The sequence below is a fragment of the Photobacterium salinisoli genome (genome assembly GCF_003614885.1).
Taxonomy (GTDB): domain Bacteria; phylum Pseudomonadota; class Gammaproteobacteria; order Enterobacterales; family Vibrionaceae; genus Photobacterium; species Photobacterium salinisoli.
Window position 1 is genome coordinate 858,725 of the sequence record NZ_QZMS01000011.1, and the last position, 14,412, is coordinate 873,136.

A 14,412-nucleotide genomic window follows, 5' to 3' on the forward strand; every position below is an offset into this window, starting at 1 on the left:
AGTTTAATGCCATTCTTGATGTTTGTATTTTATCCAAAGAGTGAATTAAATTCGAAAGGGAAGTTCTGCAAAGAACGATAAAAAGGGAGCCCGTTATTGACGGGATCCCAATATATTAACTTAACAGCTAGCATTAACGATGAAAGTCTAAGTCCGATTTCCTGTTAATACCTACCAACGTTACTTTCTTTCTTGTTGTTCTTTTTGTTGTTGTTGTTGTTGTTGTTGTTGTTGTTGTTGTTCTTTTTGTTGAGCATCATGCTTACCTTGTGCTTTTAGATCATTTTCTCCCTGGTTGCGTTTTGGTTGGGGATCTTGAGGTACATTTTTTTTCTCGGGTTGGTTGGGTTTACGGGTTCTGTCCATGTTAACCTCCGGTTTATCACACTACGCGATATTGCTTCTGGTGATATAATAAGCATGGTCGTAAAAGGTTATCGCGTCTGTATGATGCCGCACTTAGTCCGTTAATAAATGATAAACTCCCTGATCGGTATTTTCATTTCTCAGAAAACCATTATTACGGATTGCCCATGAATCCGATCTAAACGTCTTGTGAGATAAGTTGCAGTGCGAGATATCCTTATTTCTTATTTCTTATTTCTTATTTCTTATTTCTTATTTCTTATTTCTTATTTCTTAATGTTAGTGATGGTCAGAGGGTAAAACCTCAAGTAAACTTGAGGTCAAGGATAAAAATACAGATTATCAGCAGGTAAGGATGGGTGATGGAAATGACAGTCGGGCAGGTCGCTGAACGTGCCAACGTAAAAGTATCGGCGCTGCATTTTTACGAGCAAAAAGGACTGATTCAGAGCTGGCGAAACGCAGGAAATCAGCGCCGCTATGATCGCAGTGTGCTGCGCCGAATTGCGGTGATTAAAACCGCGCAGCAATTGGGCATGTCGCTGGAGGAAATTGGCGAAGCTCTGTCTCACCTGCCGTTGGATCACGCACCAACGCAAGAAGAATGGCAGGCAATGGCGAGTTTGTGGCGGCATCAGCTTGATGAACGCATCGCCAAATTACAAAAACTCAGGGATTCACTGGGAGATTGTATCGGCTGTGGCTGTCTGTCACTGAGCCGGTGTCAGCTTCGCAACCCGGATGATGCGCTGGCCGATGAAGGAAATGGGGCGATGCTGATTTAAAAGCACTTATTAGACAATGGTTTAAGTGGCGATTGGGATGCGTTTAGATTTTCAATGACAAGGTGAAAAGTGCTGATTATAATCCGCGCATTCTCTGACCGGTAAACTGAGCCACTTTCACAATGCAACCTACACTGATTACCATTTCTCTGCTGCTGTGCAGCAATGTCTTTATGACGTTTGCCTGGTACGGACATTTAAAAGATCTGAACAGTAAACCCTGGATCATTGCCGCTTTTCTGAGCTGGGGAATTGCGTTGTTTGAGTATCTGCTGCAGGTGCCGGCCAACCGCATTGGTTTTACTGTGATGAGTGTCGGGCAACTGAAAATTTTGCAGGAAGTGATTACCCTGTCTGTCTTCGTGCCCTTTGCGTTTTATTATCTGAAAGAACCGCTGAAACTGGATTACCTCTGGGCCGGGCTGTGTATGCTGGGTGCGGTTTTCTTTATGTTCCGCAGCAAGCTGGGAGCCTGATCCCAGCGAGTGTTGGCATATCCGTCAAGCCAGAGTCAAACCGCATGATGGGTCTGTTATCAGTTATCTGCTTACAGCCAGTTTTTGGCTGAAAAAATCGACCGCTGCCCTGATTTTTGGTACCTGATAGCGGGGCGTGTAATACAGCAGGTATAGCCCCAGGCGCTCGGTTGACAGGCAGACTGGCGCGGGGAGGTCAACTTTGATCAGCTTGCCTTCGTCCCTGTCTTCCCGGGTTGACCAGTCTGGCAGCAGCGCCATTACTTTTCCTGCCATCATCAGCTCACGAATATAGCGACCGGAATTGGTGACGACATACGGCTCCAGCTCCAGAGGCAGCCATTGCCCTTCTCTGACGATACCCCACTTTAAAATCTGCTTCGGACTCCGGTAGAAAGCCAGATGATGAGCGTGCAGTTCAGTATGATCCGCCGGCAGGCCATAGCGTTCAATGTACTGAGGTGTGACGCACAGATGTGGCGTGTTATCGCATAACCAGCGTGCGTGTATACGCTCATCGGGCAGGTATCCACCACGAATAGCGATATCGGTTTCCGCTTTCGACAAATCGGTTAAGCGGTCAGAGACATCGATATCGAGTTTGATATCAGGGTAAAGCGCCTCAAATTCACTCAGATGCGGCAGTACCTGACTGTCAAAGTAGTGACTCATGCAACTGATAGTCAAAATGCCCGACGGGGTTTGCTGGTAGGAACTCACCAGTTCTTCCGCCTGACGAATTTGCTCAAGAACCTGCTGGCATTGTGTCAGGTAAGCTCTGCCCACTTCAGTCAGATTAATGGCACGGGTGCTGCGTTTGATGAGCTCTGTACCGAGCTGTGCTTCAAGCCAGCTCAGCTGGCGGGAGGCGCTGGATACGGGAAGATGTAATTGCTTTGCGGCGTTAGAAATGCTGCCACACTGTAATGTGGTGACAAACACTTCCATGGCTTTGAGTTTATCCATGTGCATTTTCCCATTTTTAGCAAAAGTGTTTCTTTATTTTGCCGTCTTATTTTCATTTTCAGCAAGAGTTAGAGTGTGCCTCAAGACAACGAAAGGAACAAGATCATGAATTACAGTGCCATTCTTCTGAAAAAACGTCCCGACATCGCTATTACGTCAGATATTTTTGAAAAAGTATCTAAGCCAGTACCGGAAATTGCAGAGGGCGAGTTTCTGGTCAAGCAAACGCACATGTCACTGGACCCGGCGATGCGTGGCTGGATGAGCGCAGATCGTGAAAGCTATATCCCGCCTGTGGAGCTGGGGGAAGTGATGCGCTCAAGCGGTATTGGCGATGTGGTGGCATCCCGCCATCCGGATTTTCCTGTGGGCACCCGTGTGATGGGCATGATGGGCTGGACAGAATACTTTGTCGCAAACGGTGGCTTGTCACCAGTGCCGACATCTGTGCCTCAGGAAGCTTTGCTCTCAGTGGTGGCCTTACCGGGCGTGACGGCATACCACGGTCTGTATGAAGTGCTGAAACCGCAAGCGGGACAGACACTGGTGGTGACAGGCGCTGCTGGCTCTGTGGGATCTATGGTTGGCCAGTTAGCGAAACTGGAAGGTGTCACCGTCGTCGGTGTGGCCGGCAGCGACGAGAAATGCCACTGGCTGACAGAAACGCTGGGCTTTGATGCAGCAATCAACTACCACGACGAGGATTTCGCGGCTAAGCTGGCAACCGCAACCCCCAACGGCATTGACTTGTTCTTTGAAAATACCGGCGGCGTTGCGCAGCAGCACATTTACCAACGCATGAACGCCCATGGCCGTGTGGCTGTCTGCGGCATGATTGCCGACTATAATACCGCGACCCCTCAGCCTGGTCCGAACTGGATGAATATTGTGCGTAAGCGGCTGATGATTCAGGGCTTTACTATGCCGGATCATTTCCATCGGTTTGCGGAATACGGTCAAAAACTGGCAGCGCTGATGATGGACGGCAAACTGCAGTACCGCGCCCATACTCTGCATGGCCTGGACAGTGCCATTGAAGGGATTAACCTGCTGTTCTCCGGTGAGAATAAAGGTAAATTGATCGTCGAGCTGTAACTGCATTCACGGCCGTATCGGTAGATGCGGCCGTGTTGTATGGCAATGATCTGCGATCAGAACTTCATCTGGTCCTTGCCGGGCCAATGGTAGATATTTAGTACTTTTGATTTCACCGTTGCTTCAGACTGTCCACCAAAGCCTGTTCGGCATCATTAAAGCGTGACAAGGGATTGAACAGCAATTGTATATCCGACTCGGGTAAATCATGGTAGGGCGGTAACTGCCATAACTGAGAACGCTCTACATGTGGCTCAGCCAAATGCAACGGGAGAACGCCGATCCCGACTCCGTTAATGATCATCCGGGTCACTTCTTCAACATGGCATGAACTGCCACGTACATGCTGTCCGATTGACGCGAGGGCACGGATGGCGGTCACCGCCCCCATGTGTTCGCCGCCAAGCACGTCTGAAGTAAACGCCACATAGGCCTCACCCCGCAGGTCTTCCAGCTTCAATCCTTCACGCCCGTACAGTGCGTGGCCGGGTCCGCAATAGAGAGCGTACTGCTCGCGCAGCAAAAAGCGGCTCTCCAGCGATTCAGGTACGACGCCATCGCAAACACCAAGAGTGATGGTGCATTTCTCCAACTCCGACAGAATGGTGGCTGTGGTCGAGACCTCACAGGATACAGTCACCTTGGGGTGATCCCTGAAGAAGCGACTCAGAACTTCATCCAGATAATCGCTGACCACATGGCTGATGGTCATGATGCGGATGTGCCCTAGGGTATCCGCCTGGGATTCGCTGACGAATTCGTTCAACCGGGATACAGTGCGGTAAATCGACAAGGCCTCGTCATAGAGTGTTTGACCTGCATGGGTTAACTCGAAGCGGCCCGGTCGCCGCTCGATAAGTTTCCGCTCCAGTGTTGATTCCAGCCGCTTCAGGGCAGCGCTGATGGTTGGCTGTTGCAGGCAGAGTCGGTCCGCAGCCGCGGTGATGCTTTGCTCCTGAACGATCACAATATAGGTACGTAGCAAATTCCAATCCAGACGGGAGGCGAAGCGCTCAAGCTGGTTATAGTGTGCGGATGACTCGTCCATGAGCAGGATCTCCAATGATTCGGTTTTTAGTATGTACATAGACCAAATTTATATCAAACATAGAGTTTAACATTTAGATTAATAGCTGTTTTTCACTTAGCTTTAAACCCTAGTCGTATCTTTATGCCTGGGGAATACACATGAATCCATCCGCCCGCCTTGATATACATTTGCAACAGTTGGCCGATAATGCCCGGACCGTCACCGACTGGTGCCACCAGTCGGGTATCGAGATTGCAGGGGTCGTTAAAGCAGCCTGTGGCGACGTACGTATTGCCCATGCTTTTACCCAAGGTGGTGTCGACATGTTGGCAGACTCCCGCCTGGAGAACATCGACCGGCTGCGGCGTGCAGGATTGCAACAACCCATGTTGTTGCTGCGTTCTCCTTCTCCCAGTCAGGCTTCACAAGTGGTTGAGCAATGCGACCTCAGTCTGAATTCGGAACTGGCCTCGCTGCGTGCATTGTCCGCTACTGCCGAACAACTGGGCAAATGTCACGCGGTCATTCTGATGGTGGAACTGGGGGATCGGCGGGAAGGCATTTTACCTGGGCGGCTGCCGGATATGGTGGACCGGATTCAGGACTTGCCGGGATTGGATCTGGTCGGTATCGGGACCAATCTCGGTTGCATTGGTGGTGTGCGTACCACTGAATACAACCTTGGGCAGTTGGTGCAATGTGCCGAACGGGTCGAGCAACAACTTCAGCGCTCACTGCGCTATATCTCCGGCGGCAATTCGGGCGCACTGCCATTGTTGCTGCAACAGCGGATTCCAGAACGCATCAATCACCTACGTATTGGCTTTACCATCCTGCAGGGAAAAAATCCTTTCACCGATCAACCCCTGTCCGGTTTGAACACCGGACTATTCACCTTAAACGCCGAACTGATTGAGATTCAGACGAAGGCGTCCATGCCCGAGGGAGATATTGTTGTCGACGCCTTCGGCCACGTGCCTCAGTTTGAGGATCGCGGCGACCGGATACGCGGCATCGTCGGTTTTGGACGCCTGGACACCGACCTGGCCACCCTTTTGCCGCGCGACCCCGGTGTTGAAGTACTGGGCGCCTCTTCGGACCACCTGGTATTGGATTTGACTGAGAGCCGGCCCTGGCGCGTTGGCGATTCACTCAGCTTTGATCTCGGCTACGGAGCTTCAGTCCAGGGCATTCTGTCACCCTATGTTCGCAAAACATTTATCCACGATGCTCAGGCTGATAGGGGGCACCGTCATCGAGCTGCCCCCAGGAGTGTCGAATAAAGCACCAGCCCCTGCAAAGGTGAGCACCTACTGTCAAAAAGATATTAAACACAACATTAATAATTACAACAATGAACAGGAGAGCGACCATGAGCACTCAAACCCAAATCCAAACCCAGCCAAACACGGCAGGTTTTATGGATTACGCCAAATTTATATTGCCGTCTCTGCTCGGCATTCTATTGTTTCTCGTGCCGATGCAGTTCGACGGCGAACCAACTGTGCTTATCGCCTGGTTTGCAGGCTTATTGCAGAACGCACTCGGCGATGCTCCTCTGTTCGCGATGATCCTGATCAACCTGTTTGCGGTACTGAGCGTGCTGGGGCAGTTGGGAGCACCACCGACACTGCTTAGGACCGAACTCTACCGCGAGTTGTTTTCCGCCGGTATGTTCTGGACCCTGGTACGCTGTGTCGGTGCTGTGTTCGCAACCATGGTCTATTTCCAATGGGGGCCAGAACTACTGTGGAATGAAAACACCGGTGGTCTGATGCTTAACAATCTGGTTTCGCTGCTGTTGGTGATCTTCCTACTCGCTGCCATTTTTCTGCCGTTGCTGTTAATGTTCGGCCTGCTGGAATTCGTCGGTGCACTGTTCACCCGTTTATTCCGACCTTTGTTTAAGTTGCCCGGACGATCTGCCGTCGACTGCATGACTTCCTGGGTAGGCGATGCGACCATAGGAGTGGTTTTGACCAACCTGCAATACGAAAACGGCCACTACACAAAGCGGGAAGCTGCCGTCATCGCCACCACTTTCTCACTGGTATCGGTCACCTTTTCCATTGTTGTTATTACTTATCTGAACCTTGCTCACATGATTGGTCCCTTCTTCCTGACCTTGCTGGTTGCTGGCCTGACTCTGGCCGTCATCATGCCCCGCATACCGCCACTATCACGGATTGGAGACGAATACTACGAAGGGGCACCAACCATTGATAATGAGGAAATACCTCCCAAGGGAAAATCTGTCTGGTCCTACGGTCTGGAACGCGCCCTCGCGCAGTCGCAAATGGTCACTGGCCCTGGCGTCATACTGAGGCAAAGCGTTCGCAACGTTCTGGAAATGTGGGTGGGGATCATGCCGGTGGTCATGGCGTTTGGTACGTTGGCGATTTTGCTGGCCGAATACACACCACTGTTCCGGTATCTGGGGTTGCCATTTCAACCGATACTGAGTCTGCTGCAGGTACCAGAAGCGGCAGCCGCTGCGCCCGCTATGGTCGTTGGTTTCGCTGACATGTTCCTGCCTGCGGTACTCGGCTCTGGCATCGAGAACGAAATGACCCGCTTTATTATTGCCTGCATTTCGGTTACCCAACTAATCTTTATGTCCGAAGTAGGCACCGTTATCCTGCGTAGCAAGATACCGCTTAATTTTCTGAATCTGGTGGCTATTTTTCTGTTGCGCACCTTGATTTCCCTGCCCATCGTAGTCGGCATTGCGCATCTGTTGTTTTAAGCTCTCTTATCAGCTCTCTCTGAGGTGGAGAGGGCTGGGGTCGCTCTTCTTACACGATTGCTGCAAAACTACCAGTTGGACAGACAGGGTCGTGACAGGCACTGCAAATTCTGCGGTTAGAACGTTAAATGTTCGCGTCGGGGCCAATGGTAGACATACTCGTCGACCACAGTACCGTCCGGTGCCTGCCATGTCTGCGCACAGTACTCTGCACCTCCCATCCGCTGATAGAAACCTATGGCCGGCAGGTTGGACGCCAGCACTTCCAGATACAGGCCGTCTGACTGCGCGTGCTCAGCCATAATCTTTTTGGCCGCCGCGAGAAGCTGTTTGCCAATGCCTTGTCCTTTTATTTCAGGGTTAACATGCAGGTTATCGACCAGTGTGCCCAGTTCAGGGTGCGCATCCAGCTCGATGCAGATAAAACCACACATTTTGCCGTTTTGTTTCGCAACAAGAATGTGCCGTTTACTCATGGGTTGAGTTAAGCGCGAATGCCAGGTCTGAAACCTGTCCTGATGGATATCGTGAGTCAGATATTGTTCTGACAAGTCGTTGCAATACACAGCCTGCCAGTTGCGAACATGCAGTTCGGTAATAGCGGAATGATCATCAAATGTGGCGTAATCAATGGTAAGCATAAGGGACTTTTTCTCTTAACGTACTGCTTTAAAAGTATTATGCATGAATGGCGTATCAGTGGAAGCTGACAGCAAAATTTCACCTGCCACAAGGCCATAAAACCTTATCCGCCTCAAACTTTTGTCGCCTGCACCGTGATTTCATCCGGGTAATGAATAACACTGCTAGCGGCTGAAGCACTTTCAGGGATAAATGCGCGATCAGCGAAGCGTTACATGAAAGCGTTCAGTGAACAATCATAACGATAATGACGTGTACGGACAGAAAGAGAACACCACCATGTCGACAAAGACCATTCTGGTTGTGGATGACGATGTCGAAATCCGCGAGTTATTACAGGAGTATCTGGCGAAATCCGGCTATGAGGTGATAACCGCAGAAGATGGCATTGCCATGAAGCAACAGCTTGAAGTGCATACGCCTGATGTCATCCTGCTGGATGTGATGATGCCGGGGGACGACGGCTTTACATTGTGTCAGTTTGTGCGGAAATCATCGGAAGTGCCGATTATGATGCTGACAGCTGCCTCGGATGAAATGGATCAGATTCTGGGGCTGGAGATCGGCGCCGATGACTATATCGCTAAGCCATTCAGTCCGCGTCAGTTGCTGGCGCGCATTAAGGCACTGTTGCGTCGCACACGCCCAGCGGGCGTGGAGGAGTTGGTACAGCCAACGGCATTGCCACGCACTATCCGGTTTGGACACTGGCGTCTGGAGACCCTGTCTCACAGGTTATATGACCTGCAGACAGAGCAGGACTATGAACTGACGGGCGGGGACTTCAGTTTGCTGATGTTATTTTTATCCCGTCCCAATGAAGTGCTGGACAGGGATACGATCTCCAATGCCACCCGGGGCCGTGAAGCGCTGCCGTTTGAGCGGGGGATTGATGTTCAGCTGAGCCGGTTACGACAGCGACTGGGCGATAGCGGCAAGCATCCCAAGTACATTAAAACCATGCGGGGTAACGGTTATATTTTTACCGCGCCGGTAACCTATGAAAATTGATGAAAACCAGTAAGATAACGCGGATAAACAGCAAATTATCAGAGCATTCAGACTCTGATTCTCATTCAAACTAAGGTAAAAAAAATAATATGGCGCGATTAGACATACTTACCGCCCCGGATCCCCGCTTAAAAGAGCAGGCCATTCCTGTGACTGATATTGCCTCTGTTCAGACGCTGGTGGATGACATGCTGGAGACCCTGTATGCCACCTCTAATGGCATTGGTCTGGCGGCAACTCAGGTCGGTCGCCGAGAAGCTGTGGTGGTGATTGATATCTCAGAGACGAGAGATCAACCTTTGGTACTGATTAATCCGGTAGTGGTGAGCGGCGAAGATAAAGCCATGGGGCAGGAAGGTTGCCTGTCGGTGCCGGATTACTATGCCGATGTTGAACGTTACCAGTCTGTGGTGGTGACAGCGCTGGATCGTCAGGGCAATCCGGTCACCATTGAGCGTGATGATTTTCTGGCCATTGTAATGCAGCACGAAATTGACCATCTGAGCGGAAATCTGTTCATTGATTATCTGTCGCCACTCAAACGACAAATGGCGATGAAGAAAGTCAAAAAAGCCGTAAAGACAATCGCGAAAACAGCGTAGAAGATAATGAATAAAATCATTCGGGTGTGCCTGATGGCGAGTATTCTGACAGGTTGTGCGAATGAACCGCAAGAGGAGCCAGCTTTCCATCATGCTTGGCTGGAACTGGTCGCGGGAAAAATAGAAAAGAATGGCGGTAAAGTCATCTGTGCTAATCCGTTATATCAGAAATGTATGAATATTTCTGAAGGTGCGTGTACCGTTGAAATATCACCTGCTTCGAATTATTGTGCTTCAGATTCAATCAAACGTTATGGGGCTCTGTCTGAAGAAAATATGGAAGATTATTTCGTGAATTACCAGTCTTGCATGATATTTGAACATGCTCGGTTATATGACCTTAACTGGCTGGTACCAATTCGGTGCATGAGTGAAGATGCGAATGATCATTTTGACAGTCGAGCACTTCAGATATTATTTGACTGAGCATCACCAAAGAGAAAGAACGAGCTATATTTCGACCTATCGGGATAGGCATATTTTGCCGTTATCAGTGTTCTGAATCGCCGTTTGCGCTGATGATTCGCTATATAGTATGGCCGTCGGCGCCTGAACTGACGCTATTGCACCAAACTGGGAGGCCATGTGAAACCTGAATTTCGTCCTGTTAATGTTGATGACCATTTTTCGGTTTGCATGGCCTTCAGGCGTGATGCTTTCGTGTGCACGTTTCAGTCTGACCACGGTTTTGGACCCTTTATTCACGGTTATGAAGAAAGAATGCGTGCCCGGCTGGTGGATCCCCGCTGGTATTACATTCATATCTGGGATGATGACCAGATTATCGGCCAGTTAGAATTCAAATGTTTTTCTGATGAAGCCGAAACGGGTTATATCCATCTTATTTATCTCATTCCCGAATACCGTGGTTCCGGTGTCGCCGATATCGCACAGCAGTTCATGGCAGATACACTTCATCAGGCAGGCTGTCAGGCTATGCTGTTAACGGTCAGTCGCACCAACGTCAGAGCGTTACGTCACTACCGTCGCTGGGGATGGCAGCGTGTTGGTGAGGATGGCAGCCTGCGCGGCACAGACATTTACCGCCGCGACATACGGATACATCAGGACGGTGAATGGGTCCTTTGTTAGGGCTGCGGCAATTCAGAAATTCCAGTTTCTGGTTGAGAATAGATCACTATTGCTGTGAGCCGGTTTGGCCGCGAAAGGAAGTGAGTCTAATCATGTGATCAGCGAAACAGCTTATGGTGCAGGCTTTCGCTACCTGATTGCCCGCCGATTCGGCCTGCATACCCGTATCAATATTGCCTTGAGTGACGAAGAAAGCGCTTTTTACTGTAATCCGTGATGGGGGGAGACGGATTATGCGAGTCGATATATTTGAGATTATCCTATTCTGCGTCAATATCCTGTACCTTATCACCCAGAGGGAAAGGGTTTCACCTCTGTTGACTGGCCGGTGGTGTAATCCCGCGTTTTATACGCAATATCATGATGAAACTGTCCTGAATGCTGTGTCATTGCCTATTCTTAAAGCCTGAAATGGTTCACAGATAACCAGCGCCCGGAAGTACTGACTGGTGATATCCCGTCGTCTTTAGGCGGGTTGATTTCAATTCTGGCTGAAGTGATAGCACGATATGGGCAATACATCGGATAGAAGTATCGCATACCAGATAAGCGGCCTGACAAAAACGTATTACACCGGTGAGATTGCGGTCAAGGCATTGCGGGGAGTGGACCTTGATATCCGGCAGGGTGAAATAATGATATTGCTCGGCCCTTCGGGAAGCGGAAAATCAACCTTCCTGAACCTGATAGGCGGGCTTGATACACCGACGGGCGGAAACATTCTTTTCGAGGGGCAGGATCTCTCCGGACAGGATGAGCGGTTTCTCACTGAGTATCGTCGAAATTATGCCGGTTTCGTTTTCCAGTTCTATAACCTGATCCCCAGCCTCAATGCCCGGGAAAATGTCGCCCTGGTTTCGGATATTGTGCCTGATCCCCTGCCGGTAGAAGAAGCGCTGGACATGGTGGGCCTGAAAGCACGTGCCGATCATTTCCCCTCTCAGCTTTCCGGCGGCGAACAACAACGCGTTGCCGTGGCAAGGGCGCTTGTGAAAAAACCTAAGGTGCTTCTGTGCGACGAGCCGACCGGTGCGCTCGACAGTGCGACAGGGATCAAGGTGCTGGATGCGCTGGCCGGGGTGAATGAAAAGCTGGGTACCACGACTATCATTATCACGCACAATGCCGCCATTGCCGCGCTCGGAGACCGGGTTTTACATTTCGCCGATGGCAGGATCGTTAAAGAGGAGCGCAACGAAAAACGGCAAGTCGCTTCGGCACTGACGTGGTAGATAGTGATGCGTGCGCTGGAGAAAAAACTGATCCGTAACCTCTGGCAGATTCGCGGGCAGGTGTTGGCGATAGCCCTTGTCATTGCCTCAGCGGTGGCCATGATCGTGTTGTCCTCCGGAACCTACCGTTCCCTTGAATTAACCCGCAACCTGTATTACGAGCAAAACCGCTTTGCCGACATCTTTGCCACCCTCAAGCGTGCCCCGGATAGTACCATTGCCGACATCGAGCAAATTCCGGATGTGGTCGGCGCAGGGACGGGCATTCGCCAATATGCGCTGCTGAAAATGCCGGGCGTCATTGAACCCGTGAGGGGGTTGTTTGTTTCAATGCCGGCAGGGAAAGTGCTGCTGAACAAACTGGTCCTGCGCGTGGGAAACTGGCCGGCAGCGGACTCGACTGATCAGGTACTGGTTCATGAGGCGTTCGCTGAAGCGCACGACCTGCGTCCGGGAGATAAGATCAATGCAACGATTTATGGCAAGCAGCATCATTTTACGGTTGCTGGTATCGCGTTATCGCCGGAGTTTGTTTATGCACTGGGGCCCGGTGATCTGATCCCGGACAGCAAACGTTTCGGTATTTTCTGGATAAACCGCAGTGCCCTGGCGTCGGCAACGAATATGGACGGTGCGTTTAATGACGTTGCGCTGAAACTGAGTTCCTCCGCAAATCCACAGGAAGTGATTGCCCGGCTCGACCGGATCCTTGCACGTTACGGCGGGACAGGCGCTTACATGCGTAAAGATCAGTTGTCTGATTCCTTCATCGACAGCGAGTTGAAGCAGCTTAAGTCGATAACACGCATCATGCCGCCGATATTTCTGGTGACAGCGATTTTTCTGCTGAATATCGCCATTGGCCGGTTGGTAGAGACAGAGCGTGGGCAGATCGGTTTGCTGAAAGCCATCGGTTACAGTGATACTGCGATTGGTCTTCATTACCTGCAGTCCGCGCTGCTCATTTCCGGTCTTGGTATTGTGATTGGCTGGTTCGCCGGGGCATGGATGGGTCATGGTATGGCACAGCTGTATATTGAATATTTTAAATTTCCCTTGCTTCGCTACCAGATCACGGCTGATGTTTTTCTAGGTGCGGCGGTCATTAGCCTGGCAAGTGCGGGACTGGGAGCAATGACAGCCATTCGTAAGGCGGTCAGGCTGCCTCCGGCTGTTGCCATGGCACCGCCCCTGCCGACGCTTTATCATGCGGGGAAGGGCGAGCACACTGGCCTGTTGTGGAGGTTGACGCCTACCGGTCGCATGCTCATACGGCATCTAGTGCGCTGGCCGTTTCGTTCTGGTCTGACTGTTCTGGGCGTGACGATGGCGATTGCTTTACTGCTCTCGACACTGAATTTTTTTGATTCTATTGATGTCATGCTCGATTCATTTTTCCATCGCAGTAACCGACAGGATATCACCATCAGTTTTACTGAAATCAGACCGGACAGCGCTGCCGCAGATATTCGTCATCTTGACGGTGTACTGAAGGTTGAGTTGCAGCGCAATCTGGCTGTCCGTCTGGTTTCCGGCCATCGTTCGAAACGGACGAGTATTCAGGGGCTTGATCCGGGGGCAGAACTGAGCCATCCGCTGGATATTCACGGACGAAAAATTTATTTGCCTGCGGAAGGTGTGGTGCTGAACGAATGGCTCGCACGGTACTTAAATGTCAGACAGGGCGATATGCTGGGGATTGAGATTCTGGAGGGACGGATGCCGGATCTGTTAGTGCCCGTGGCTGGAATCAGTGAGGAGTATGTTGGGTTATCTGCCTACATGAACCGCACGACGCTCAATCGCTACCTGCTCGACGGACAGGTGGCCAATACAGCTATCGTTACCGTCGATGGGGTAAAACGAAAGCGTTTTTACAGTAACATCAGAGAAATGCCATTTGTCGCAGGCGTAACGTCACTGGAAGCGTCAGCGGTACTGTTTCGCAAGATGATCCAGCAGAATCTGTTTACCATGGTGACATTTTATGTACTGTTTGCATCGGTGCTGGCGTTTGGCGTTGTTTATAATAATGCACGGCTGACCCTGATTGAGCGCTCGCGGGAGTTTTCACTGCTGCGCGTGCTTGGCTTCCATAAAAAAGAAGTGGCCTGGATCCTGGGTGGTGAGGTCGCGCTGCTGACTCTTTCTGCATTGCCTTTGGGTTGTGTTCTTGGATATGGGCTTGTCAGGTTGATGGTGACATTCATGTCGTCTGACCTGTATCGCATCCCGTTTGTGATCGAGGCCTCGACTTACGGCTATGCTGTCATCACGATACTTATCGCCGCGTTCTTCAGCGGGGTGTTAGTTCTGTATCGTCTGGGAGAACTCAACCTTCTCAGTGTTCTCAAGGAAAGGGAATAAAG

At 50.7% G+C, this 14,412-nt stretch carries 16 protein-coding genes; 12 read left to right on the forward strand and 4 right to left on the reverse strand.

Annotated elements, in window-relative coordinates:
• Positions 1–180 precede the first annotated feature (180 nt).
• Positions 181–366, reverse strand: a complete 186-nt coding sequence (locus tag D6M16_RS22295; protein ID WP_162941057.1) for a hypothetical protein — start codon at positions 364–366, stop codon at positions 181–183.
• A 362-nt stretch (positions 367–728) separates the two neighbouring features.
• On the opposite strand from D6M16_RS22295, the gene soxR reads away from it, so the two are divergent.
• Complete coding sequence (soxR, locus tag D6M16_RS15290; protein ID WP_120512702.1) at positions 729–1,151, forward strand: redox-sensitive transcriptional activator SoxR; 423 nt, start codon at positions 729–731, stop codon at positions 1,149–1,151.
• A 122-nt stretch (positions 1,152–1,273) separates the two neighbouring features.
• Positions 1,274–1,627 carry a DMT family protein gene (locus tag D6M16_RS15295; protein WP_120512703.1) on the forward strand — a complete coding sequence of 118 codons (354 nt, stop codon included), beginning with the start codon at positions 1,274–1,276 and terminating at the stop codon, positions 1,625–1,627.
• 63 nt (positions 1,628–1,690) lie between these two features.
• On the opposite strand, the gene D6M16_RS15300 is transcribed toward D6M16_RS15295, so the two are convergent.
• Positions 1,691–2,593 (reverse strand): LysR family transcriptional regulator, encoded by a 903-nt coding sequence (locus D6M16_RS15300; RefSeq protein ID WP_162941058.1) that lies wholly within the window; start codon positions 2,591–2,593, stop codon positions 1,691–1,693.
• Positions 2,594–2,698: 105 nt separating this feature from the next.
• Between D6M16_RS15300 and D6M16_RS15305 the strand changes: the two genes are divergently transcribed.
• The gene (locus D6M16_RS15305; RefSeq protein WP_120512705.1) at positions 2,699–3,688 is read left to right on the forward strand and encodes an NADP-dependent oxidoreductase; all 990 of its coding nucleotides are present in this window, start codon (positions 2,699–2,701) and stop codon (positions 3,686–3,688) included.
• A gap of 112 nt (positions 3,689–3,800) precedes the next feature.
• On the opposite strand, the gene D6M16_RS15310 is transcribed toward D6M16_RS15305, so the two are convergent.
• Positions 3,801–4,736 (reverse strand): LysR family transcriptional regulator, encoded by a 936-nt coding sequence (locus D6M16_RS15310; protein ID WP_120512706.1) that lies wholly within the window; start codon positions 4,734–4,736, stop codon positions 3,801–3,803.
• A gap of 140 nt (positions 4,737–4,876) precedes the next feature.
• Between D6M16_RS15310 and D6M16_RS15315 the strand changes: the two genes are divergently transcribed.
• Together D6M16_RS15315 and D6M16_RS15320 are read left to right on the forward strand one after the other, a co-directional pair.
• A complete protein-coding gene (locus D6M16_RS15315; RefSeq protein ID WP_120512707.1) occupies positions 4,877–6,001 on the forward strand; it encodes an alanine/ornithine racemase family PLP-dependent enzyme in 1,125 nt (374 codons plus the stop codon).
• A gap of 89 nt (positions 6,002–6,090) precedes the next feature.
• Entirely contained in the window at positions 6,091–7,464 is a 1,374-nt protein-coding gene (locus tag D6M16_RS15320) for a YjiH family protein (RefSeq protein ID WP_240435635.1), read from the forward strand.
• A gap of 116 nt (positions 7,465–7,580) precedes the next feature.
• Here the strand turns inward: D6M16_RS15320 and D6M16_RS15325 are convergent, their stop codons facing one another.
• Positions 7,581–8,105 (reverse strand): GNAT family N-acetyltransferase, encoded by a 525-nt coding sequence (locus tag D6M16_RS15325; protein WP_120512708.1) that lies wholly within the window; start codon positions 8,103–8,105, stop codon positions 7,581–7,583.
• Positions 8,106–8,385: 280 nt separating this feature from the next.
• On the opposite strand from D6M16_RS15325, the gene D6M16_RS15330 reads away from it, so the two are divergent.
• The 7 genes from D6M16_RS15330 to D6M16_RS15355 all read left to right on the forward strand — a co-directional run bounded on the left by D6M16_RS15330 (position 8,386) and on the right by D6M16_RS15355 (position 14,410).
• Positions 8,386–9,117, forward strand: a complete 732-nt coding sequence (locus tag D6M16_RS15330; protein WP_120513209.1) for a response regulator — start codon at positions 8,386–8,388, stop codon at positions 9,115–9,117.
• 89 nt (positions 9,118–9,206) lie between these two features.
• Positions 9,207–9,719: a peptide deformylase gene (def, locus tag D6M16_RS15335; protein WP_120512709.1), complete on the forward strand. Its 513-nt coding sequence runs from the start codon at positions 9,207–9,209 to the stop codon at positions 9,717–9,719.
• A gap of 33 nt (positions 9,720–9,752) precedes the next feature.
• Positions 9,753–10,145 carry a hypothetical protein gene (locus D6M16_RS15340; RefSeq protein ID WP_162941059.1) on the forward strand — a complete coding sequence of 131 codons (393 nt, stop codon included), beginning with the start codon at positions 9,753–9,755 and terminating at the stop codon, positions 10,143–10,145.
• Between the two features lie 159 nt (positions 10,146–10,304).
• Positions 10,305–10,811: a GNAT family N-acetyltransferase gene (locus D6M16_RS15345; protein WP_205576907.1), complete on the forward strand. Its 507-nt coding sequence runs from the start codon at positions 10,305–10,307 to the stop codon at positions 10,809–10,811.
• Between the two features lie 94 nt (positions 10,812–10,905).
• Entirely contained in the window at positions 10,906–11,028 is a 123-nt protein-coding gene (locus D6M16_RS22610) for a hypothetical protein (protein WP_276131417.1), read from the forward strand.
• A 292-nt stretch (positions 11,029–11,320) separates the two neighbouring features.
• Positions 11,321–12,043 carry an ABC transporter ATP-binding protein gene (locus D6M16_RS15350; RefSeq protein ID WP_120512711.1) on the forward strand — a complete coding sequence of 241 codons (723 nt, stop codon included), beginning with the start codon at positions 11,321–11,323 and terminating at the stop codon, positions 12,041–12,043.
• Positions 12,044–12,049: 6 nt separating this feature from the next.
• The gene (locus tag D6M16_RS15355) at positions 12,050–14,410 is read left to right on the forward strand and encodes an FtsX-like permease family protein (protein ID WP_120512712.1); all 2,361 of its coding nucleotides are present in this window, start codon (positions 12,050–12,052) and stop codon (positions 14,408–14,410) included.
• The last annotated feature ends 2 nt before the right edge of the window (positions 14,411–14,412 follow it).